Source organism: Leptospira ellinghausenii, from assembly GCF_003114815.1.
Taxonomy (GTDB): domain Bacteria; phylum Spirochaetota; class Leptospiria; order Leptospirales; family Leptospiraceae; genus Leptospira_A; species Leptospira_A ellinghausenii.
Window position 1 is genome coordinate 956,899 of sequence record NZ_BFAZ01000009.1, and the last position, 21,290, is coordinate 978,188.

Below are 21,290 nucleotides of genomic sequence, written 5' to 3' on the forward strand. Positions count from 1 at the left end.
GAAACTCAATCTTTTTAAAAACATAAAATAAGGAACAAAACATGGCACTAATAGACAGAATTAAATTTGAAGGAAATCCAAGTGAAATCGTTTGGAAATACCCATCTGATGAAATCAGCACGGCGGGACAACTTGTAGTCGATGAAAACTTAGAGGCAATTTTTTTCAAAGAAGGCAAAGCTCTAGATACATTTGGACCTGGAACTCATACCTTAAAAACAGGGAATATTCCCATTTTGGAAGCTCTCGTTAATCTTCCGTTTGGTGGAAAAACACCTTTTACAGCAGAAGTGTATTATGTTAACAAATCCATTATGGCCCTAAAGTGGGGAACAACCACACCCATTCCTCTTGAAGATCCAAAGTATAAAATTGTTCTCAATATACGGGCATTTGGTGACTATAAATTCCGCATCAAAGATTCAAGGTCGTTTTTACTGAATGTGGTGAAAGGTGGAAATCGAACAACCAATGAAGCGATCGATGAATTTCTAAAACCAAATATCGTACGTGGGATTGGCGATTTTATTTCAGAAGTTATTTTGAATAATAATACTTCTGTTGTAGAAATCAATAAATACCGTGATGAAAGTTCGACTGCTGGCCGAGTGAAACTTGCACCCGAATTTGAAAAGTATGGCATTGATCTTACAGAATTTAATGTATCATCGGTAAACTTTGACCAAAACGATCCAAACTACCAAAGGATCCAAAAAATCATCACAGACAAATTTGAAATTGATATGTTAGGTGATAAGTACCAACAGAAAAAAATGTTCGATATTGGCCAAGCTGCTGCAGAAAACGAAGGCCAAGGTGGTGGTGCTATGGGTGCAGGAATGGGCATGGGGATGGGAATGAACATGGGCCAAATGATGGGCAATATGATGAACCAAGGCGGACAAAACCAAGCTGGTGGAGCACAAGCAGCGAACGATCCAGCTGCAAGGATTGCCAAACTCAAAGGTTTACTCGACCAAGGTCTGATCAGTGCAGAAGAGTTTGAGGCAAAGAAAAAGGAGATTCTTTCGTCCTTGTAACTCTAAAAAATTCTTAACATTTGAGTTTCCAATCCTACCGAACTTTTCGCAAGCATTCCGTTAGGTGGGATTGGAAATCAACTCCAAACTTACGAAAACAATTGTTTGATTTCGGCTAAGTTAGCTTCTGCTTCTCTTTCCCCTTTATCGATGATCTCTTGGTATCTTGCAAAATCAAATAACTGAAATTCTTCCAAATGGAAATGAACGAATAAATCCATCTTGGGACGTTTGAGTCGAGTGATCTCTCTACCTTCTAATGTGATGGTCCTTGTCATGATCTGTAAAATGGGAGGGTATTTTAAGGTATCCCATATGTAACGGAAAAAACCTTTTTCAGTGGTATTGCGGTCTTCAAACAGTTTCACTGGGACAATTTCCTGTAAAGGAGAGACGTTAATTCCCATGACAACATCAGCACCTTTGGAACGTATGAGATTTTCAGGGACATTATTGATCATACCACCATCAACTAACAACTGCTCTCCCAATCTGTAAGGAGGAAATGCACCAGGTAAACTCATTGCACTTGTAAGAGCCTCTGTAATCGGGCCTTGGTCAAAAATATGTTCTTTGCCTGTTTGTAAGTCCACAGCCGAGGTTGCAAATGGAAGTGGTAATTCTTCGATTCGTTGGTCTCCAAATCCTTTTTTTAACATTCGTTTCATTCGTTTGCCCTTAAAAAAGGCAACGATTGGCAAAGTGGGATCAAAGGCACTTTCGAGCCCCCCAAAGAATTTTTTAATCATATCTTCAATTTCTTCAGGAGTATTTTTTCTAGCATATAATGCCGCAATCACAGCACCCATAGATGCACCTGAAATAAAATCAAAATGGATCCCCTCACGATGTAACACTTTGAGTAAACCCACATGTGCAAGAGCCCTCGCACCACCACCACCCAAAGCAAGACCTCTTGTTTTTGCGACAAGGTAACGAGCTAAAGTATCTTTTTGGTAAAACGTTTTCAGTGATTGGTTTTGTGGAAGATAACTTTTTCTGACTCCACTCTCCATAAGGCGAATGGCACGACCTTCAAAATTACGGATTCGGCTTTTCCAAAACAGAATGATTTCTTCTTTTTCTTTGTAAAACTTCTCGGGATCATCTTCCCAAAAAACCAAAAAATCAGACTGAACAACTAAGTAATGTAAATCAGTTCTTGAAGTTGATTCATCAAAATAAATGTGAAGTAAAGGAGTTTTGCTTCTAAGGTTTGTTAGATGTTCGGATATTTGCGTTGTATCCATCCCTTTGAATGTCGAAATAGGAATCGCTGAGGAAAGTTTTTTAGTTGTCTCTCCATATTCATTTAAAAACGATTTTATTTTCTCTCCAAAATGATATTCTGGTTCCAAAGGTACATGTACACATAACCGACGTAATCCGGTAAATTTTTCTTTGTGCCCAGCACGATCTAAATTTTCACGCATCCGTGTCCCCATCATTTGTATGATGTTTTGAGCAAAAACTTTCTCCTGGGATGCAAGTTGTAAAAATAGTTTTCCGTTTAACACATAGACAAGTGTGTCAATGACAGCAATAGCAGAAGTGGAATGATTAGAACTAGAAATGAGCGAATTTTCTGCCAAAACTTGGCCTGATCCCACATAGACGTGAGATTGCCCTACTATATTTTCCAACATGATCTCTCCATATCGGATGATGTAGATGGATTCAGAGGACTCTCCTTTGTAGTAGAGAGCCTCGTGACTGCGGATCAGTTTTTCTTGGACATTGTTGGCAAGTCTAGTGAGAACTGGTTTGGGAAGATTTTTGAATAGCTCCACAGACTTTAAAAATTTCTGTATGGCCTGTCGTTCTAATTCTGTTCGTTTCATTCTTCCCTCACATTATTAAATTCGTATACTTACCCACTCCTTCCTACGAAATTTTCCGACAAAAAGCACTGCCATCATCAAAATCCAAATAAAAAATGCGGACCAAATCCCAATTGTTCCCCACGCTAGGACAATCCCGAATAAATAGGCAAGCGGCAACATGATAAGAAACGATACAATCAAATAAACATACATCACATAGTACATCATCCCTGCACTACGAAGTGCCGAACCAACAACCATATGATAAGCATCACCAACTTGGATGAGAGCCACAATGCACAATGCAGGGTATGCTTCTTTCATAACTGCGGGAACATCGGTAAATAAACTGATGAGCCATGGCCCACCTAAGATAAAAAAGAGCCCCATACTTCCCATCACAATGGCAGAGAAAGTGGCAGATCGCATTGTTCCTTCGTAGGCCAAACGAATTTTCCCTTGGCCCATCGCTTGTCCAAGAATTGTTGTAGCTGCAATTCCAAAGGAAAAACCTGGCATAAAAGACAAACTAAGACAAGTTAACACAACACTAGCAGATGCTAGTGTTGTTGTGCTGATCATTCCAGCTATTTTATAAAAACCAGAGAATGCAAAGTTTACGAGTGTGCCTTCCAATGCAGGTGCAAAACCAACCACACAAAGTTCTTTTAAAATTTCATAACTAGGTGAAAATATTTGGTAACGAAAGAACTTGATTACGTCCTTTCGAAAGAAATAAAATACTACAACGAGGAGAGATGGCACTGAACTCAAACTAGATGCAATCGCAGCACCTTTGACTCCCATCGCAGGGAATCCCCAGTTTCCAAAAATCAGTAACCAGTTAAAAAAGATATTCGTAACAGCCGCGACAATTGAGGATATCATCCCAACTTGTACAATACCAATTCCGTCAAAAAATCCACGTAAAGCGAAACCTACAAAAAATAAAACGGTTCCAATAAATCGGTAGGATAAATAGACTCCTGCAACTTCGATCACCTCAGGATCGTCACCGATCCAAGCCATTAAATTCGGAGCATATATGTATCCGAAATATGATAATAAAGAACCTAAAACCAATGATAAGTAAATTGAATTGACAAGGGTGATTCCAACTCCTCTCTCATTCTTCTCGCCAAATCTTCGTGCTACGATGATTTGAACAGCCATGGAACCACCCATGAGAAATGCAAAGATGGAAAAGTACACCATACCGCCAAATCCAACAGAGGCAAGAGGCACTTCCCCTAACTTACCTACCATAGCAGTATCCGCTACCATAATGGCTGTATAACTGATCATTCCAAAAAAAACAGGGATTGCTAAACCTAGAATTTTCTGATTGAGTCTAGTTGGCTTCAAGATGCGTCTAATTTTGTGAAGCATAGTTTTGTCATTTTTATATGTATATCGATCTACACAACCACCTTTATGGATGTTTACCCCCTGAAACTTTGTTTCGCATTGGAAAAAATAATCCAAACCCAAGATGGCACCTATACTTAGAGTCATATGAAAAAGCTTATGGAATTAAAATTCGTCCTTCGACCTTCTTCGATGATTATTCAGACATAAAAGAATTTTCGAAACTTTATCATTTTAAAGAAAAAGCCCCATTTTTGCATTTCCAAGCAAAGTTTAATTTGATCATCGCCTTAGTTAAGTTTGATGAAAGGGAAATAACGGAAGTCTCCCATGATGTCGTTTTTTCAAATAGTTTAGAAGACATAAGTTATGCTGAATATCGATTGATGTTTGGAAAAGAAGAACCCAAGGAAAGTTTTTATACCAAACTAATGGCTTCACTTGAAGGTTTGAAAAAGGGAGAAGAGTCAGCAAAAAAGGCAGGAAAACCAATCCAAGCCAAACTGGTGATGTCTTTACATAGAGATCTAAATTTTGAAAGGCATTATGATTGGATGAAAAACTGGATGGAAAAAGAATCTCTCATTCGTGATGGACTAGTTGGCATTGACTTCTGTCATATTGAAGAAGGTTATCCTCCAAAACATAAACAATCTTTTTTTCATTCAATCAATAAAGACAATAAGGCAGAACCCAAAACTGCATTGTCCATCCTCTACCACGTAGGCGAAAGTTTTCGAGACAAAACTCCTTTCTCTGCAGTACGTTGGATCATCGAATCGGCTGAAAATGGCGCACATCGACTTGGACATGCTCTTGCACTTGGTATTGATTCTGATTATTTTTTAGGAGAGGAACGCACAGAACTTGTTTCAGAAGCAAAAGACCAAATAGAATACGAACTGATGTATTATGACGAAATTACCACCTATGGTCCGTTTTATGCCAAAGAAGAACTAGAACTAAAACGAAAAGAAATCAAAACTAAACCTGATACAGAAATACTGACCATTCCTTTTGATGAAACACAGTCCCAATACCTTCACACCTTCCAAAACTATGCGATGTCAAAAATTGCAAAAACAAATGTTGTTATCGAATGTTGCCCTTCCTCGAATTTGTACATAGGAATGTTAGAATCCCATATTGATCATCCTATCACTCGGTTTTTACAAAACGATGTCAAAATTACCATTGGATCAGATGATCCCGGTTTATTTGGTACAACGATGGAAGAGGAATACCAACATGCGCATACAGCAGGAGTTTCAGAAAAAGACCTGGAGTTGATACGTTCTGTCTCATTGGACTACCGCTCCACGAAACTTTCAGGCCGTGATTTGGATTGACCCTCACAAGGATCAAGTAAACTGGAATGTATGCGGATTTTTTCCCAATTTTTTGTGCCAATGATTGTCTTTACTATGGTGTTTGGACCCGTTTATGGGCAAACCAAAGAAGGCTTTTACGATACAAATAATTATGACCTAAGAAACATCCCAAATTCCGATCCCGAATCAAATGTTCTGAAGGATGTCACCCTTCCTCCTAAATTTGAAACACCAGTCCTCGCAACTCCAAAAAATGCGAAAACGCAATACAGTGGGATTGAATCCATACCAGGTGCTGGTGCACTTATGAATTCCCGAACTCCTGCCAATTCCAGTCAGAATGCATCCAATCCTTATAGTTTGAGCAATGCTCAAAATTCTCCCATTAACCCTCTTACTGGTGAAATCAATGAGCAAGCCTTACAAAACCAATTGCAAAAAAGTAGAACCAAACAAGAGTTAAAGAAAAAACAAAAAGAAGAATTTGATGAAGATGCAGTTTATGAAGAAACAAAATTTCGTAGAGGTTACATCATATTCTTTTTAACTTTACCTTTTGCTTTGATCGCTTCTGCTGGCGGAGTCGCTTTATTACCAGTCGCCCTACAAAAATCAGCTGTTGCCAGTGGGATTCTCATCACTGGATCACTTGGCCTCTCTGGTGCCAATGTGTATGTTGATCAAAAAAGACTCGAAGAACATCGAGAAAAGAAAAAGCAACTAGCAGACGTTAAACCTTGAAGTCCAAACGTATTTTTGTTTTTTTACATCATCTACTTCAATACTTACAAGTCCAAAGATATGAAATTCGTAAATTTTATATGGAATACCTACGGCCTATAGGCAGAGTGTTTTACATATTTTTTGGTTTTTTGTCGATTACTATTTTAATTTTAGATTTTGGTTTTTATTATCCAGAAGAATGGAAACCATATGTTACTATCTCCATTCGAACTCTCGTTAGTTTTTTTATTGGTTATGAAACTTTACACTTAACTTTTACAAATAAAAAATGGAAGGAATTTTTAAACATACACAAGATTGAACTTACCATCTTGTTAATGTTAGGATTAGAAATGATCTATGAGGAAAATATCATTCAAATCTTAAAATCCTATCATATTTCTGGTAATGACACTACATTGATTTTTTTGTCAGCAAATCAGTTTTTATTTCTATTTTCCAATTTAGCTCACTTCTTTCGTTTATCCAAAAAAAGAGATTCTAAAAAACTCAATCCATCAATCGTTTTTGTCACTTCCTTTGCAGTTATCATTTTTGTTGGAGTGTGTTTTTTACATTTTCCTAAATCAACTCTCGAACACGTAAATACAATCGATATCATTTTTACTACGATTAGTGCAACTTGTGTGACAGGTTTATCAACGGTTGATATTGGTAGTCAATTTACACTCACTGGTCAGCTTGTAATTTTACTACTCATTCAAGTTGGTGGACTAGGACTCATGACTCTCACTAGTTTCTTTTCCATTTTTTTAACAGGAAAAGGTTCAGTGAGTGATACCTTAATGATCAAAGATCTTCTTTCAGAAGAAACAATGGGTCGTGCAAAAGAAATTTTAAAACAAATTACATTACAAACTTTAGCCATCGAACTGATTGGAGCGGTATTTTTATTTTATAGTTTTCCAAAAAACTATCCCCTTCCTTTACCTGAAAAAATTTATTATTCAGTGTTTCATTCAATTTCTGCATTTTGTAATGCAGGTTTTAGTTTAATGCCGAATGGATTGGCAACGGATGCCTTTAAAGAATCCGAAGGATTTTTATCCATCATTATGTTACTCATCGTCTTTGGTGGTTTGGGTTTTCCCGTTATCTACCAGTTACGTACAAAATTATTAAATCCGTTTGAACCTAAGTTTCGCTGGTCAATTACATCCAAACTCGTTTTTTTCGTAACGGGTTTCTTACTAATATTCGGAACAGTTAGTTGTTATTTCCTTGAGAGTCAATTATCCTTAAAAGGTCTACCGATTGAGAAACAATTATTTCATTCTTTATTTTATTCGGTGACCACAAGGACAGCTGGTTTTAATACTTTTGATCTATCTTTAATGGGATACCCAATGACATTCATTTCATTTTTTCTGATGTGGGTAGGAGCTTCGCCAGTTTCAACTGGTGGAGGGATCAAAACAACTACACTTGCAATCTCGTTTATGAATATTAGCAATCAGATTCGAGGAAAAGAAAGAATGGAAATTGGACACCGAACGATTGCTAATTCTACAATTGCAAGAGCAAGTGCAACGATTGTCTTATCTCTATTTGTTATTTTTATAGCGATCTTTTGTCTTTTACTCACAGAAAATGCCCATTTTATTGACTTATGTTATGAAGTAGTATCGGCATTTGGGACTGTTGGGTTAACAAGAGGTCTTACTCCTCATTTATCGGATTTTGGAAAAATCTTAATTTGTATTGTGATGTTTGTAGGAAGAGTAGGAATCTTAACTCTACTAATTGCCGTATCTAAGAAAGTAGATCATATTTCATACGAATATCCAAAAGAATATGTAGTGGTTGGTTGATACTATGCAAAGAAAAAAAATTGCAGTGATTGGAATTGGAAGTTTTGGAAAACTATTTGTTCGTTATCTTTTTGAGGATGGACACGAAGTCATTGCAATAGATAAAGATCCAATCGTTATAGATTCGATAAAAGATTTTGTAACAGTAGCTGTTACATTGGATGCAACAGATGAACATGCTCTCCGTTCTCAAGGAATTGGTGATGTTGATTATGCTGTAATTGCATTAGCCGACGATTTTGAAACTTCCATCATTTGTGCTGATAGTTTAAAAAAATCTGGAGTGAGTTTAATTTATGCCAGATACCAAACTGAACTTCAAAAAAAAGTTTTAGAACTTTTAGGTATACGCGATTTATTCAATCCTGAAGAAAGAGCAGCGAAAAGTATGGCAGAAACTTTTTCTTTTGCAGGAATGCGATCGAGTTTTTTATTATCAGATGAATATAGCGTAGTCGAAGTTACCGTTCCCAGCAGATACATCAACAAAACAATCGCTGATGCAGACCTTAGACACAAATACAACATCAATGTGATTACAATCAAACGACCAACTACAAATAAAGATTCAAAACGCACATCTGATTCAAAAATAGAGAAAATATTAGGGATTCCTCATGGAAATACTGTTCTCCGCGAAGATGACATCGTTGTTTTATTTGGATCTCAAACAGATCTTACAAAGTTTTTAGAGACCTAAAAATCAAATGGGTCCAGAAAGAATCATTTGTTTAACAGAAGAACCAACAGAGATGATTTATCTGTTAGGTGAAGAAAAGAGAATTGTAGGAATCTCGGTTTATACGGAAAGGCCTGTCCGTGCCAAAGAAGAAAAAACAAAAGTTTCCGCTTTTATCAGTGGAAATATCAAAAAAATACTCTCACTTGAACCAGATCTTGTCATTGGATTTTCTGATATCCAAGGCCAACTCGCAAAAGATCTTATTGAACGTGGGTTAAATGTTCTCATCTTCAACCAACGTTCTATCAATGAAATTATCTGCAATATGCAAATCATCGGAAACCTAGTAGGTCAGTCTGAAAAAGCCAAATCCATCACGGATGGTTGGGAAAAACAAATCCAAACCTGGCAAAAGGAAAATGAATCCATTCCTAAAAAACCCACTGTTTTTTTCCAGGAATGGGATGAACCCATCATCACGGGAATCCAATGGGTAAGTGAAGCCATCACCTTGGCCGGTGGAATCGATTGTTTTTCCCATCTCAAAGATCGCAAATTAGCGAAAGACCGAATCATCCAAGCGAATGATGTAAAAGACGCAAACCCCGACATTTATGTTGGCTCCTGGTGTGGGAAGGATATGGACTGGGATTGGGTGAAAAACAAACCCGAATGGCAATCAACGGGTTTTATCCAAAACAACCGAATTTATGAGTTGGACCCGAGCATTATATTACAACCAGGTCCTGCTTTGTTTTTAGAAGGGATTCCAAAACTCAGAGACCTATTTTCAAAAGCTTAATTACCCTCTTTGTCATCCATCTGTCATCTAAATGTAACAGAGATATTCTAGATTTGAAACATATCAATCAGATATGGAGACATTCATGAACGTTTCATGTAACCTGGCAAAGAAAAATATCACTTTGTCCTTTGTGATCGCACTTATCACAATTTTTACAATTGTTGGAAAAATCGAAGCACAAGCGAATCCTACAACACCTAGCACAGAAACTACGCAAACAACGGAAGCACCACAGGAAACCCCTGCACCAGTAGCACAAGCACCAGAACAAACTCCTACGCAAGATTCAGAAATCGGACTCGTAAAATTATTTGTAACTGGTGGATGGTCCATGTGGCCACTCTTACTTTCTTCTATTGTTGGTTTCGGAGTGATCCTCGAAAGGATGTACTTTTTCTTCACCGCAAAATTAATTAGAAAAGGTTACAACCAAGACTTACAAGATGCCATTGATGCTTCTGGTATGCAAGGTGTTGATGAATTCTTAAAAGCAAACGAAGGCCAAAAAATCACTGACGTATTAAAAAATGGTATGGAAGTTTCTCAAAACGATCCTGAAATTTTTGCTGCTGGTATCGAAAGAGAAGCAGGTGAAGTGATGACACTTTTAGAAAAAGGACTCACTGTTCTTTCTGCAGTATCAACCATTGCACCACTTGTCGGATTCCTTGGAACTGTATCTGGTATGATCAATGCATTCGATGCAATTGCAAATGCTGACCAAGTAAACGCAAAAGTAGTTGCTGGTGGTATCAAAGAAGCCCTCATTACAACAGCTGCTGGTCTTATCGTTGCGATTCCTGCAATGACATTCTACCAATACTTACAAGGCCGAGTTGGTTTTTTTACATCTGAAGTAGAAGAAGCAGCAAACAAAATCTACAAAGAATACTTAAAACTGAAAGCCGGAAAAAAAGCGTAAAACATACGGTAAGAAACTAACCATGATTAAGTTAAAGAAAAAACAAGAACTAGAGGAAATTTCGGCAGCATCCATGTCGGATATTGCCTTTCTACTCTTGGTATTTTTTATGGTAACAGCAGTATTCTTTGTAAAGGAAGGACTCAATATCTCCCTTCCTCGCAAACAATCCGAACCACAGCCATTTTTACGCAAAAATGTATATGAAATTTTAGTCACTCAAGACAGATACAAGATGCGTAACCCAGCTTTCGGAACCAAAGAATACGTTAGTTTACAAGAATTTCGTGATGACCTGAACCAAATGGAAATCCCAGATCTTAAAAACAAACTAGCACTCATTGTTACAACCGGTGATACCAAATATGCAAAGATGTTGGATGCTTTATCAGCAGTTCAACTTCGCGGATTTGAAAAAATCTCAGTGAGAAAGAAGAAATAATATGCTACGAAGAAAGAGAGTCGCACCTTCAGTTCCAGTAAGTTCGATGGCAGATATTGCCTTCTTACTTCTCGTGTTCTTTATGGTAACCTCCGTACTAGATTCCGATCCTGACCTTCCGATTAATTTACCAGACGTTCCTGGTGGAGAGCAGTTAAACAAAAAGATCGCCAATCTTTACTTAACGGCAGATGAAAAAAGAACTGTTTATTTCAATTCAGTGAAGATGGAATTAAACGAAGCGATGAGTGAAATCAGAGCTAAGATTGCCACTACTCCTGACCTGAAAGTTTTGATCCATGCTGACCAAGACTTAACCTATGAAGAGCTAGACAATGTTTTTGAAACACTCCGAGAGATTGGTGCCTTAAAGGTTTCTCTTGTTACCAAGACCACCCAAGGTGGCGGATTAAAAGGTAAGTAACGTGAGCGGAACAGTTGTTACACAAAAAAGATCCAAACGAGAAAGAATCCATAGATTCATTGATCGTTACCGTATGGAAACGGGTCTTGGAATATCTGCCGTTATACAGGCGTTAATCATTCTTTTTTGGTTCACACCTCATTTGGAAACTGATAGTTTGGATGATCTTGTGGAAGAAGTTGCCTTTATTGACAACGTCCAAATCCAAGAACCTACAACCGATTCCAAACCAACTGACGGTGACTTTGATCTAACTGACAAAGAAAAAGAAGAAAAAAAGGAAGACCCACGAATCGCAGGAGCCTCTGATCCCATTGTCTCTGGTGCTACCTCACCAGTTGATTTATCACCGAATGTGCGCCCCGAATATACTTCTGAGGCAAAAGCTTTAGGTGTGACGGGAACCATGACATTAGAAGTGATCATCTCCAATACAGGTGAAGTACTTCGTGTTAGATCCGTAGGTAAACAGTTAGGTGGTGGATTGGAAGAGGAAGCGATTAAAGTCTATCGCAGAAAACGTTTTTCCCCGTCCGTATTAGAAGGAAAACCAATTACTGTAAAAGTACTGGTTCCGATCCGATTTACATTGAACTAAATCATTGGGGCGAATCCACCACTGTTCCAGTGGTGGACCGGGCTCTACGCTGCAATCTGCAAGGAATGCAGGATTTCCGCTACGATCCCTTTCGCAAACGTGTTTAAGGAACTTACTTCCCCGGTTCCGGTAATTCCAACACCTTATCCACTTCTTCCATCGGTTTTACTGGTATTTCGATTTTTTCGATTCGGATTTCATGAACAAAATCTCCATCTTCAAATTTATCTAAGATGGAAATCCTTCTTGGGTATTGTTGGTTGTTCCATGGTTCATAAAATCCATATTTTATAACACCTTGGTAAAAACTGAATAATTCACGGTAGGTAAATTCCATCCATTCCAAAGCACCACTTTTTTTCTCAAAGTACCCTACGTACTGATCTGTATCAGGGTTGGCATTCATCTGCACCGATGTAAAGTAAACAACTTCGTAACTTTGATTTAACTTCTCTTTTGTGCCTGCATATTGGATGATAGAGTAATCTTTTAATCGCCATGGCAAAGTGAGATAAAGGCGTAATGATTCTAAATAGATTCTAACTTCCGTATCATCACTATACACCTTACCTGTGTCAGCTGCGATTTGGTAGGTGGATTTTTTTTCTAATCCATAAATAAGACCTTTTTTTTCTCCGCCAAGAAACTCCACCTGCATGGCATCTGCTTCAAAATCGAGATACACTCGCATCCTCACTTCAGGCTCTTTGATGGGAGTAAAAAAACGAACAAAGTTAGAATGCCAAACATCCTTGATGATAAATTGAACTTGTTTGTATTGTTTCCAATCACCAGGGGTTAATTCTTTGATGGGTGGGTTCGTAACAACTGCTAGTCCTTTCTTCTTCAGATCTAAATCCACTTTGTCATATGACAAATGAGGTGGTCTTAAGTCGGCTGTGCCACAAGAAACAAATAAAGCGAGAGAAAATAGGATCAGAACATTAGAACGAAACATAAGGGTAACTTGCATCATAAAAGGAAAGGTGTCAATAGGGAAAGTGAAAGGAAGTAAACCTTATGACAAAGGTTCATTCACATTTCATGTGCATCTTACATTGTTAGACTGGATATGGTTAATCAGTTGGAAGTGATCGGGGAAAGAATGAGGTGAAAAAGAAAGAAGAGAAAAGGCCGGAGATCCGACCCTCTCTTTGTAAATGATGATTATGCTTTTGCAGCACCTGTTTTTTTGATTGATTCTGCAACTTCATTGATTTTTGCTTTTACAGATTCAATTTTTCCTTCAGGCATTTTTGCTTTGATTTCTTCAGCAATTTTGTTGTAGTTTTCTACGATTTTAGAACGAGTTTCGTCGTAGTTTTTTCCAGCAACACTAGAGAATTCTTTAATGTCTGTTAGGATTTTGTCCACAGATTGGCGGATCTTAACTGATTCTTCAGTATTGTCCAAAGCACCTTTAGAAACTAACTCATTGTAAGTAGATTCCAATTGTGTTTTTGCTTTTTCTAAACCTTCTTTTCCAGATTGAAAAAGACCGATTCCAGCGTTGAGAATGTCCATGATTTGTTTTTCCATAATTTAGCTCCTGGTTTTCACCTATTTGTGCAATGCACAATACAGTTATGTGCGTTGCACAAATTTAAACAAGTACTTTTTCTAGGGTAAATCGTTTTTTTGAAATTTTTTTCGGATCCCGAAGGAGGCCCTAAAGGAAAACAGTCAGCGGGTTTAGATTTCTAAAGCACTGATGGGTTCTTTTTGTTGGGCCATGATGGATTCCAAAAACTTCACGTATGCTTCCCTACCAGGGTACTCCACTTGGTTGACACCAGTTTTGACAGCAGCTTCTGCAACAGCAGGTGCCACATGGTATAACACACGTTCATCTAAAGGTTTTGGAATGATGTAATCTTCCCCAAATCGAATTTCCACTTCATTATAGGCTTCACATACTTCAACAGGAACAGGAATTTTTGTGAGTTCACTGAGGGCATATGCAGCGGCTAGTTTCATTTCCATGTTTACCACTTTTGCACGGACATCAAGTGCCCCACGAAAGATAAAAGGAAATCCGAGTACGTTATTCACTTGGTTAGGATAATCACTGCGACCCGTTGCCATGATGAGGTCTGGTCTTGCACGTTTTGCATCTGGATAAGGAATTTCAGGGTCTGGATTGGCAAGAGCAAACATCACAGGTTTCTCAGCCATTGTTTTCACCATTGCCTCTGTGACAACGTTTGCAACAGAAACTCCAATGAATAGATCAGTTCCAGGAAAAATGTCTTCTAGTGTTTCTGCTTCTGTGTTACGAACAAAAGGAAGTTTTGATTCATGTAAATTGGTACGTTTGTGATTGATCACACCACGAGAATCCAACATAAAAATAGATTCATGTCTCACTCCAATATGAGTTAACATCTCAGCAATGGATATGGCCGCAGCCCCTGCACCATTGATGACAACTTTTAAGTTTTCTGCTTTTTTCCCAGTGATCACAAGTGAATTGAGAAGTGCCGCAGTGGAAATAATTGCCGTTCCATGTTGGTCATCATGGAACACAGGGATTTTCATACTCTCATCTAAAGTTTTTTCTATGTGAAAACATTCCGGAGCACGGATGTCTTCCAAATTGATCCCACCAAACGTTGGTTCGAGGGCCTTTACAATGGTAATGAATTTTTCAGGATCTGTTTCGTTGATTTCAATATCAAACACATCGATGCCTGCAAATTTTTTAAATAAGACAGCTTTTCCTTCCATCACTGGTTTCCCAGCAGAAGCTCCAATATTGCCAAGACCCAAAATGGCAGTTCCATTGGTGATGATCCCCACTAAATTTCCGCGGTTGGTGTATTCATAAACGAGATCAGGTTGTTTTTCAATTTCAAGGCAAGGGTATGCGACACCAGGTGAGTATGCGAGTGACAGGTCATAACTGTTCTCCGTTGGTTTTGTCGGAACTACTTTGGTTTTTCCTTTTGGAAACCTAGAGTGATACTCAAGCGCGTGATTTTTCATGGTCTATTTTCCCATGATTTATGATTCAATGGAAAATCCTAGAATAAATTGAGGGAACGGACTTCCAAAAAAGGTTGTCAGAGGTTCTATGTCCCTTTAGATTATGTCCTTACCTTTGGCAAGAGGAGGGTATTTTGGAACTGGTTGGCGAATTTTTTGGAACTGCTGTTTTGATTTTATTAGGGGATGGAGTTGTCGCTGGTGTTTTATTAGAAAAATCCAAAGCCAAAGATGGTGGTTGGATTACCATCACCACTGCTTGGGCATTGGCTGTTTGTTTTGGAGTCCTTGTGGCAAAAGCACTCGGAAGTCCCGGAGCCCACTTAAATCCAGCGGTAACACTTTCTGTTTGTATCCAGTCGGGCGATTATTCGATCTTTTTGCCATATTGCCTCGCTCAAGTCGCTGGTGCTGTCCTAGGAGCCTCTCTTGTGTATCTACATTACCTTCCCCATTGGAAAGAAACAAAAGACTCGGGGAAAATCTTGGCCGTCTTTTCGACAGAACCTGCTATCAAACACACTCTTTCCAATGTGATCAGTGAAGGGTTTGGAACCTTCCTTCTCATCCTTGGAATCCATGCGATCTTTTCTCCCGCAAACGGCGGGGCAAATGGAATTGCTGGCACGGGTTTTGTAGCTCTCCTTGTTTGGGCCATCGGACTTTCCATGGGAGGAACCACTGGGTATGCGATAAACCCTGCTCGTGACTTGGGCCCAAGGATCATTCACACAATTCTTCCCATACCCAATAAAGGAAATTCAGGTTGGAAATATGCATGGCTTCCCGTAGTGATTCCGTTAGTGGGTGGCGGGCTTGCGGCTTTGCTGATTCGATATTTTATTATCTAAATCTGATAAGTAAGTCACAGTAGGAAATAATTATGATCAAACAACTCCTGATTCTCTCTTCCATCTTACTCTTGAGTTTCCAAGTACAATCAGAAGAATCAAAACCAAGTTTAGATTGTACAAAGACAGTTCGTCCCAGTTTTCCAGCAAAAGTTGTGCGTATGAACCATTTAGATTCTACTCAGAAAGTGGGAGATCGTTTGGAAGCAGGACAAACAGCAGGGACAATGAGTGCCCTTCCTGAAGTTGTTTCTCCATTGTTTGAATCCCAATTCAGAAAAGCAGAACAACTGTATTCTGAAAAAAAATTCGATGAAGTCATTATGATATTAGAACCAACTCTAAAAGTCGAAAAACGAAATCCTTTTTTATGGAACTTATACGCAAGGGCATTGTATGCAGCGAAGCGGAAAAAGGAAAGTTTTTCAGCATACCAAACTCTACTTTCCATTAATGATGCAGACGAAACCTATAATGAAGATGGATCACCTAATCTCGTGATCATTGATGTATGGTTTTTGGAAGCGTATTGGAAAATAAGTTCGATATACCTTGACCAAGGCGAATATGCAAAATCCATTTTTTATAACCGAAAAATGTTAGATATTGTCACTTTTGCGAATAAAAAATATGATCCAAATAACATGATCTATAATGTAACTGCATTGAGTTACTTAGCAGAAGCTTATTATTTCCTAAATCTAAAAGAACCTAACAATTTCTATGCTTGTGAGACGTTAAAATTAGATCCCAATAATCAGTATGTGTTACAATTTTTATTATAAATTACTAATTCTTAGTTTAGAAAAAAATCATTCATTTGCGCATCTAAGATAAGTAGAATTACGCATAATTCATAGCAGATTCTGGCACTATATTAGAATTGAATTCTTGACTTTGTTAAAATTCAACTGAGATTATACTCAACTGAGGAAGAATAAGAAATTTGATCGAACAATATTTTAGAGCAATTCTAGATAATAGCCCAGAAAACATAGTTCTATTGGGGAAAAATCATGAAGTTCTTGCTTTTAACCAAACGATACAGAATATTCTTTATAAATATCATAATATACTATTACAAGTTGGAGATTTATACTATCCTAAATTTGTTATAGAAGAAAATCGAAATTTATATCTCCAAGCATTTGAATCCGCAATAAATGGAAAACCATTTATCACACAAAATTATACTTCAAATGAAAACGTTTCTTTATGGTTTGAGTATAAAATGCAACCAGTATATATAGAAAACAATTTATTGGGAGTTACTCTTACTGCAAAAGATATCACGGCAGAAAAGGAAGCAGAACTTAAAATTATTGATCTTTCAGAGAAACTAAAAGCAATTTTAGACAATACTGACGAATCAATTACTTTACTTGATTTAAATTATAAGATACTAGCAATCAATGAAATCGGAGCCAAAACGCTTACAAAAAACACAAATGCAAACACTTTTATAGGAAACGATTTTCGGGAATACGTACCCGATGAGACAAATCTATTTTATCATTATTATAATAAAGCTATCAAAGGTGAAAAAAATTCGATCGAAATTCCTTATCAAAACTTTAGTGGGGAGAGCATAATTTACCAGACCAAGTTCAATCCGGTATATGATAGAAACCAAATTCAAATTGGTGTATCTATATTTGCTAAAGATATAACTGACAAAAAAAGATTAGAAGGATCATTGCTTGAAAGCGAAGAAAGATTTCGAAAAATTACTGAATTAGCACCAGTTGGAATTATAATAACAGATGATAAATTAAAGATTTCGTATGCTAACTCTTATGTAAAAAAATTATTAGGATATACGCTCGAAGATCTTTTAGATTTAAATATTTCCAATATAATTCAAAACATTGAGATAACGGAAAATGGAAGAATCGAAGTTGACAAACTTGACTTGGGATTAAAAGACATTTTCTTTGATCAAGAGAAATTTAAAGCAATTAGAAAAGATAAACAGATTAATACTATCAATTTAAGTTCAACTTTAATCGTTAATCAAAAAAAATCAGGCTATATATTTGTTTTCCAAGATGTTACTAGTATTGAAAGTAAAAATACGAAAATAGAGGAACAAAATAGGAAACTCAGAGACATTGCTTGGTACCAATCTCATGTAATAAGATCACCGTTATCAAGAATAATGGGATTAATTTCTTTATTAGAAGATAACAAATTGAATAGTGAAGAAACAGATTTTTGCTATCAATCGATACTAGAAAGCGCTCATGAACTTGACGAAGTCATCCACAAAGTAGTAAATAAGGTTATATAAATTATCGATTTTGAATTTGTTGGAATGTAACACAGGCATTGATGGAATCCATTTTTCCAGATTGTAATTCCGAACAAGTCATGACCATTACCAAGTTGTGACATTCTTCGTAAGAAGATTGGATTAACTTAGGATCATTACCTATCAATTTGTATGCATTACTTTCACGGAATCGTTTTTGGCAGTTTGATTCTTCCAATCGACCTTCCGTAAATTTTTTTAAATTTTCGGGAATTGATTTCCATTCCGTATCGAAACACTCACGAAATTTTTTACATAGTTCAGATGTTAAACCCAAGGATTCATTTTGCCATTCAATGTGATTGATACCTTTTTCTTTTTTACAGGTTACAAAGAGTAACAAGAATAAAAAAAACAAACATAAACTTGCAACTTGTTTCAAATTGACTCGGTATTTTGTGGCGAAAAGGATTGGTTTCATTGTGTTATGCCTGTAAAGATTCTGATTCAAAATGATTTGTAACTGCTTTGCTATGCTTAAATTCTTTCTAAAATTGAAAAGAAAATTTGTTAATATTTTCTATCATTTCGCATTCTCGGCTGTTTCTTTTTTTCGAATTAAAATTTCGATTCGTTCTTCATTCGCTTTTTTTTCAGGTGTATCGGAAGTTTTAGATTTTTGAAACATCGCATAACCTTGCACAGATACTTGTTCCTTAGGAATTCCGTATTCGTTTACCAATTTTTCAGCGAGTAAAGAAGCTCGATTGGAATGATAATCCCAAGAGTTTTGGAATTTGGATTTATCAATTTGAGATTCGTAAGGAATATGAACACGGACAACAATATCAATATCCATTCCTTTGGATAAAATTGCCAACTGTTCAAAGGCAAACTTAAGATCGGGATCTGACTTTAATACGTCATCCGAAGCAAGATCCGAACCTGCGAATGTTAGTTTTAATTCTTCGGTTTCGGCAAGGCCCAGTTTTAATTTTGCCTTTTCTTTCAGAGTTTTGAGTGCAAAACCAATTCTTTCCCAAAGTCGAAATACTTCCGATTTTGGAACCATGGTATCATCTTCTAAAATCCCTGAACCACCATCAAGAAGGGCACCAACGGAACTTACATTCAATCCGAATCCTCGTTTGATGTCTTTTGCCACTTCGTTCAATCGTTTGGAATCAACTTTACTCACTGCATAAAGAATAATGAACAATCCCAATAAAAGTGTAATCATATCGGCATAAGTTAACAACCAACGATCGTGAGCTTCTACATGTTCTTCTTGTTTGGAAACAAAACGGGATCGTCTTCTCATAATTCCTCTTTAAGTGATGGAAAGGCTTTGTAGAGAAAATCCCACTCTTTCTCTTGGACTAAAACATAAAATTCGTCGAATAACATTTGATTCACGGGCAAAGTTGCATAATATCCTTGTTCTACTTTTTTAAAGAGGGGATACACACCTAGTAGTTTTGACATCATCGCAGCGGGTTTGATGATATAAGCACTAACTGGTTTATGTGCAAGTTCGTAGAATTTTTTTAAATTGAAGAGTACCACTTCTAATTGTTTTTTTCGAAGATCTCGTTTGTCCAATTCGCAAAACAATTGGAAGTATTCGTCTTGGCTAATTTCATTTCCATAAACCCAACCTTTTGCTAATAAAAGTTTTGCCATTTGGATATCCAATTCATCTGTAATTGAATTTAATTCCATCAATCGTTCGATACTTTCACGAGTACCTTCTTTTAACATGTTTTTCACTTTGTCATAAGTTTGGAATGCGAGGTTTTCCCATTCTTCCTTACCATCCAAATTATATACTGTTTCAAAGAAAAACTTTGCCATAGCAATCGTTTCTGTTCTGTGGAAAAAATCAGTATAAAACAAATGAAATCGTTCCACTTGGACTCGAACAATTTCTCGCCTCGCTACTAAGATTTCCTCTGTAATTTTATTTGATTTCATCTCAAAATTAATTTATCATCCCATTCAAAATGTAAGATGGGAAACCTTGTTGGTCTCTTTCAAAAGGTGCGATTGAATATTGATTGGGAATCGAAATGATTTCTTGATAAAACTTATAAGTTGAACGGAATAAAATTCGAGGTGTATCGGTAGAACTTGGAGTATAGTAGAATTTAACACCATAACGAAAGTTATTTGCCCATCCTTCCTTTGTAACTTCTAATAATGGATATTCCGCTGGGATTTTTTTATTTTGAACCACATTATAAACAATATCTCCCTTTTTATACAATCGAACACCTTGTGTTTCATTTGCCAATCGAAGAGATCCAGAATCGGGAAAGGAAAGAGAGAGATACGTTAAACTCACATAATTGCCCCTGTTCTTAAGTTGTAAAGTCACAAGAGATTCTTTTCCTATTTCAAACTTTGGCTCTACTTCTAAGGATACAAAAGAAGGAACAGGTTGCATTGGAAGGTTTGCAATCATTTCCCATCCATTAAACACAAATTCTTGTGAATAATTAGGATTGGTTGGAAAAATTCGAAATGACTTGTCTTTAGCACTGTATTCAAACTCAACACGTTTGCTTCGTTTCAATTCTTCATGTTCTTTGAGTTGGTAACCATCCCAAATTTTTTTGCCTTTGCGGTATCCCATTGGAACTGAAAATAAACCTAACGGTGGTTCCTCGGACAAAACTTCTATGAATACAGAATTAAAATTATCTCCAGGTAGTTCTGCAACGACAATTCGTCTCAAACAATCACCAGCAAACGTTGGTTTTTCTTTTCCTGAAATGGATCCAGCTAACCACTTGTTTTGTTTGCCGTCATAATACATAGGCCCTAAATCTTTTAGAAAAAATTCTAACTTCCATAAAAAGGACCAACTAGACCCCTCTTTGCGAAATGCAGACACCACTTCACTTTGCCCAGATTGGAACAAAACAAGAGTTTCCATTTCTTGCGTTTCATCCAAATTGATTTGTTTTTGACCAAGGATACGGATGGGATCCCCCTCTTCTTTTCCGTAAACAGCCAAACGGATTTCCTTCTCAGAAGGGTGTTCCTTTTGGGAACAAAACGGAAAAAAAATCAGGAGAAAAAAGACAAAAAACAATGAATCGTAGGAAGAACGGGAAAAATTCATAAGGATACAAACACTTCAGCACACTAAAACCTCAATTCAACCTTTTTTGCTTTTCGGTACAATCCAGACGATTATCATCGTCTAAG

General features: G+C 37.1%; 22 protein-coding genes. 13 read left to right on the forward strand and 9 right to left on the reverse strand.

The features are described 5' to 3' along the window. The first annotated feature begins 41 nt into the window (after nt 1-41). On the forward strand, nt 42-1,040 hold the full coding sequence (locus DI076_RS13000) for an SPFH domain-containing protein (protein WP_100716247.1): 999 nt from the start codon (nt 42-44) through the stop codon (nt 1,038-1,040). Nucleotides 1,041-1,129: 89 nt separating this feature from the next. Here the strand turns inward: DI076_RS13000 and DI076_RS13005 are convergent, their stop codons facing one another. Both DI076_RS13005 and DI076_RS13010 read right to left on the reverse strand, forming a co-directional pair. Beyond that, complete coding sequence (locus DI076_RS13005) at nt 1,130-2,881, reverse strand: patatin-like phospholipase family protein (RefSeq protein WP_108960235.1); 1,752 nt, start codon at nt 2,879-2,881, stop codon at nt 1,130-1,132. Nucleotides 2,882-2,896: 15 nt separating this feature from the next. Next, nucleotides 2,897-4,228, reverse strand: a complete 1,332-nt coding sequence (locus DI076_RS13010) for an MATE family efflux transporter (RefSeq protein ID WP_245918419.1) — start codon at nt 4,226-4,228, stop codon at nt 2,897-2,899. 41 nt (nt 4,229-4,269) lie between these two features. On the opposite strand from DI076_RS13010, the gene DI076_RS13015 reads away from it, so the two are divergent. The 9 genes from DI076_RS13015 (at nt 4,270) to DI076_RS13055 (ending at nt 11,990) form a co-directional block, all read left to right on the forward strand. After that, nucleotides 4,270-5,580, forward strand: a complete 1,311-nt coding sequence (locus DI076_RS13015) for an amidohydrolase family protein (RefSeq protein ID WP_108960237.1) — start codon at nt 4,270-4,272, stop codon at nt 5,578-5,580. A 30-nt stretch (nt 5,581-5,610) separates the two neighbouring features. Continuing rightward, nucleotides 5,611-6,303, forward strand: a complete 693-nt coding sequence (locus DI076_RS13020; protein ID WP_108960238.1) for a hypothetical protein — start codon at nt 5,611-5,613, stop codon at nt 6,301-6,303. Then, nucleotides 6,300-8,117: a TrkH family potassium uptake protein gene (locus tag DI076_RS13025; RefSeq protein WP_108960239.1), complete on the forward strand. Its 1,818-nt coding sequence runs from the start codon at nt 6,300-6,302 to the stop codon at nt 8,115-8,117. Before DI076_RS13020 ends, DI076_RS13025 begins: the two co-directional genes overlap by 4 nt. A gap of 4 nt (nt 8,118-8,121) precedes the next feature. Next, nucleotides 8,122-8,817, forward strand: a complete 696-nt coding sequence (locus tag DI076_RS13030) for a potassium channel family protein (protein WP_108960240.1) — start codon at nt 8,122-8,124, stop codon at nt 8,815-8,817. 7 nt (nt 8,818-8,824) lie between these two features. Then, nucleotides 8,825-9,601, forward strand: a complete 777-nt coding sequence (locus DI076_RS13035; protein ID WP_108960241.1) for a cobalamin-binding protein — start codon at nt 8,825-8,827, stop codon at nt 9,599-9,601. A gap of 85 nt (nt 9,602-9,686) precedes the next feature. Further along, entirely contained in the window at nt 9,687-10,526 is an 840-nt protein-coding gene (locus tag DI076_RS13040) for a MotA/TolQ/ExbB proton channel family protein (RefSeq protein WP_108960242.1), read from the forward strand. Between the two features lie 22 nt (nt 10,527-10,548). Next, entirely contained in the window at nt 10,549-10,968 is a 420-nt protein-coding gene (locus tag DI076_RS13045) for an ExbD/TolR family protein (protein WP_108960243.1), read from the forward strand. Between the two features lies 1 nt (nt 10,969). Continuing rightward, the gene (locus DI076_RS13050) at nt 10,970-11,392 is read left to right on the forward strand and encodes an ExbD/TolR family protein (protein ID WP_108960244.1); all 423 of its coding nucleotides are present in this window, start codon (nt 10,970-10,972) and stop codon (nt 11,390-11,392) included. 1 nt (nt 11,393) lies between these two features. Next, entirely contained in the window at nt 11,394-11,990 is a 597-nt protein-coding gene (locus tag DI076_RS13055) for an energy transducer TonB (protein ID WP_108960245.1), read from the forward strand. A 112-nt stretch (nt 11,991-12,102) separates the two neighbouring features. Here DI076_RS13055 and DI076_RS13060 read toward each other — a convergent pair whose 3' ends face one another. The 3 genes from DI076_RS13060 to DI076_RS13070 all read right to left on the reverse strand — a co-directional run bounded on the left by DI076_RS13060 (nt 12,103) and on the right by DI076_RS13070 (nt 14,975). Further along, nucleotides 12,103-12,948 carry an LBF_0142 family lipoprotein gene (locus DI076_RS13060; RefSeq protein WP_108960246.1) on the reverse strand — a complete coding sequence of 282 codons (846 nt, stop codon included), beginning with the start codon at nt 12,946-12,948 and terminating at the stop codon, nt 12,103-12,105. Nucleotides 12,949-13,157: 209 nt separating this feature from the next. After that, on the reverse strand, nt 13,158-13,529 hold the full coding sequence (locus DI076_RS13065) for a phasin-related domain-containing protein (protein ID WP_015677288.1): 372 nt from the start codon (nt 13,527-13,529) through the stop codon (nt 13,158-13,160). A 153-nt stretch (nt 13,530-13,682) separates the two neighbouring features. Beyond that, entirely contained in the window at nt 13,683-14,975 is a 1,293-nt protein-coding gene (locus DI076_RS13070; RefSeq protein ID WP_108960247.1) for a malic enzyme-like NAD(P)-binding protein, read from the reverse strand. A 134-nt stretch (nt 14,976-15,109) separates the two neighbouring features. Between DI076_RS13070 and DI076_RS13075 the strand changes: the two genes are divergently transcribed. From DI076_RS13075 to DI076_RS13085, 3 genes are all read left to right on the forward strand, one after another. Continuing rightward, entirely contained in the window at nt 15,110-15,826 is a 717-nt protein-coding gene (locus DI076_RS13075) for an MIP/aquaporin family protein (protein WP_108960248.1), read from the forward strand. 32 nt (nt 15,827-15,858) lie between these two features. After that, nucleotides 15,859-16,611, forward strand: coding sequence for a tetratricopeptide repeat protein (locus DI076_RS13080; protein WP_108960249.1), 753 nt, complete (start codon nt 15,859-15,861; stop codon nt 16,609-16,611). Nucleotides 16,612-16,772: 161 nt separating this feature from the next. Next, complete coding sequence (locus DI076_RS13085) at nt 16,773-18,116, forward strand: PAS domain S-box protein (RefSeq protein WP_108960250.1); 1,344 nt, start codon at nt 16,773-16,775, stop codon at nt 18,114-18,116. Between the two features lies 1 nt (nt 18,117). Here DI076_RS13085 and DI076_RS13090 read toward each other — a convergent pair whose 3' ends face one another. From DI076_RS13090 to DI076_RS13105, 4 genes are all read right to left on the reverse strand, one after another. Then, a complete protein-coding gene (locus DI076_RS13090) occupies nt 18,118-18,558 on the reverse strand; it encodes an LA_2478/LA_2722/LA_4182 family protein (RefSeq protein WP_245918420.1) in 441 nt (146 codons plus the stop codon). A 102-nt stretch (nt 18,559-18,660) separates the two neighbouring features. Further along, nucleotides 18,661-19,398 carry a flagellar motor protein MotB gene (locus DI076_RS13095; RefSeq protein ID WP_108960251.1) on the reverse strand — a complete coding sequence of 246 codons (738 nt, stop codon included), beginning with the start codon at nt 19,396-19,398 and terminating at the stop codon, nt 18,661-18,663. Next, the gene (locus DI076_RS13100) at nt 19,395-20,051 is read right to left on the reverse strand and encodes an FFLEELY motif protein (RefSeq protein WP_108960252.1); all 657 of its coding nucleotides are present in this window, start codon (nt 20,049-20,051) and stop codon (nt 19,395-19,397) included. The genes DI076_RS13095 and DI076_RS13100 overlap by 4 nt, the downstream gene beginning before the upstream one ends. A gap of 7 nt (nt 20,052-20,058) precedes the next feature. After that, nucleotides 20,059-21,204, reverse strand: a complete 1,146-nt coding sequence (locus tag DI076_RS13105; RefSeq protein WP_108960253.1) for an LIC13341 family surface-exposed protein — start codon at nt 21,202-21,204, stop codon at nt 20,059-20,061. Between the last annotated feature and the right edge of the window lie 86 nt (nt 21,205-21,290).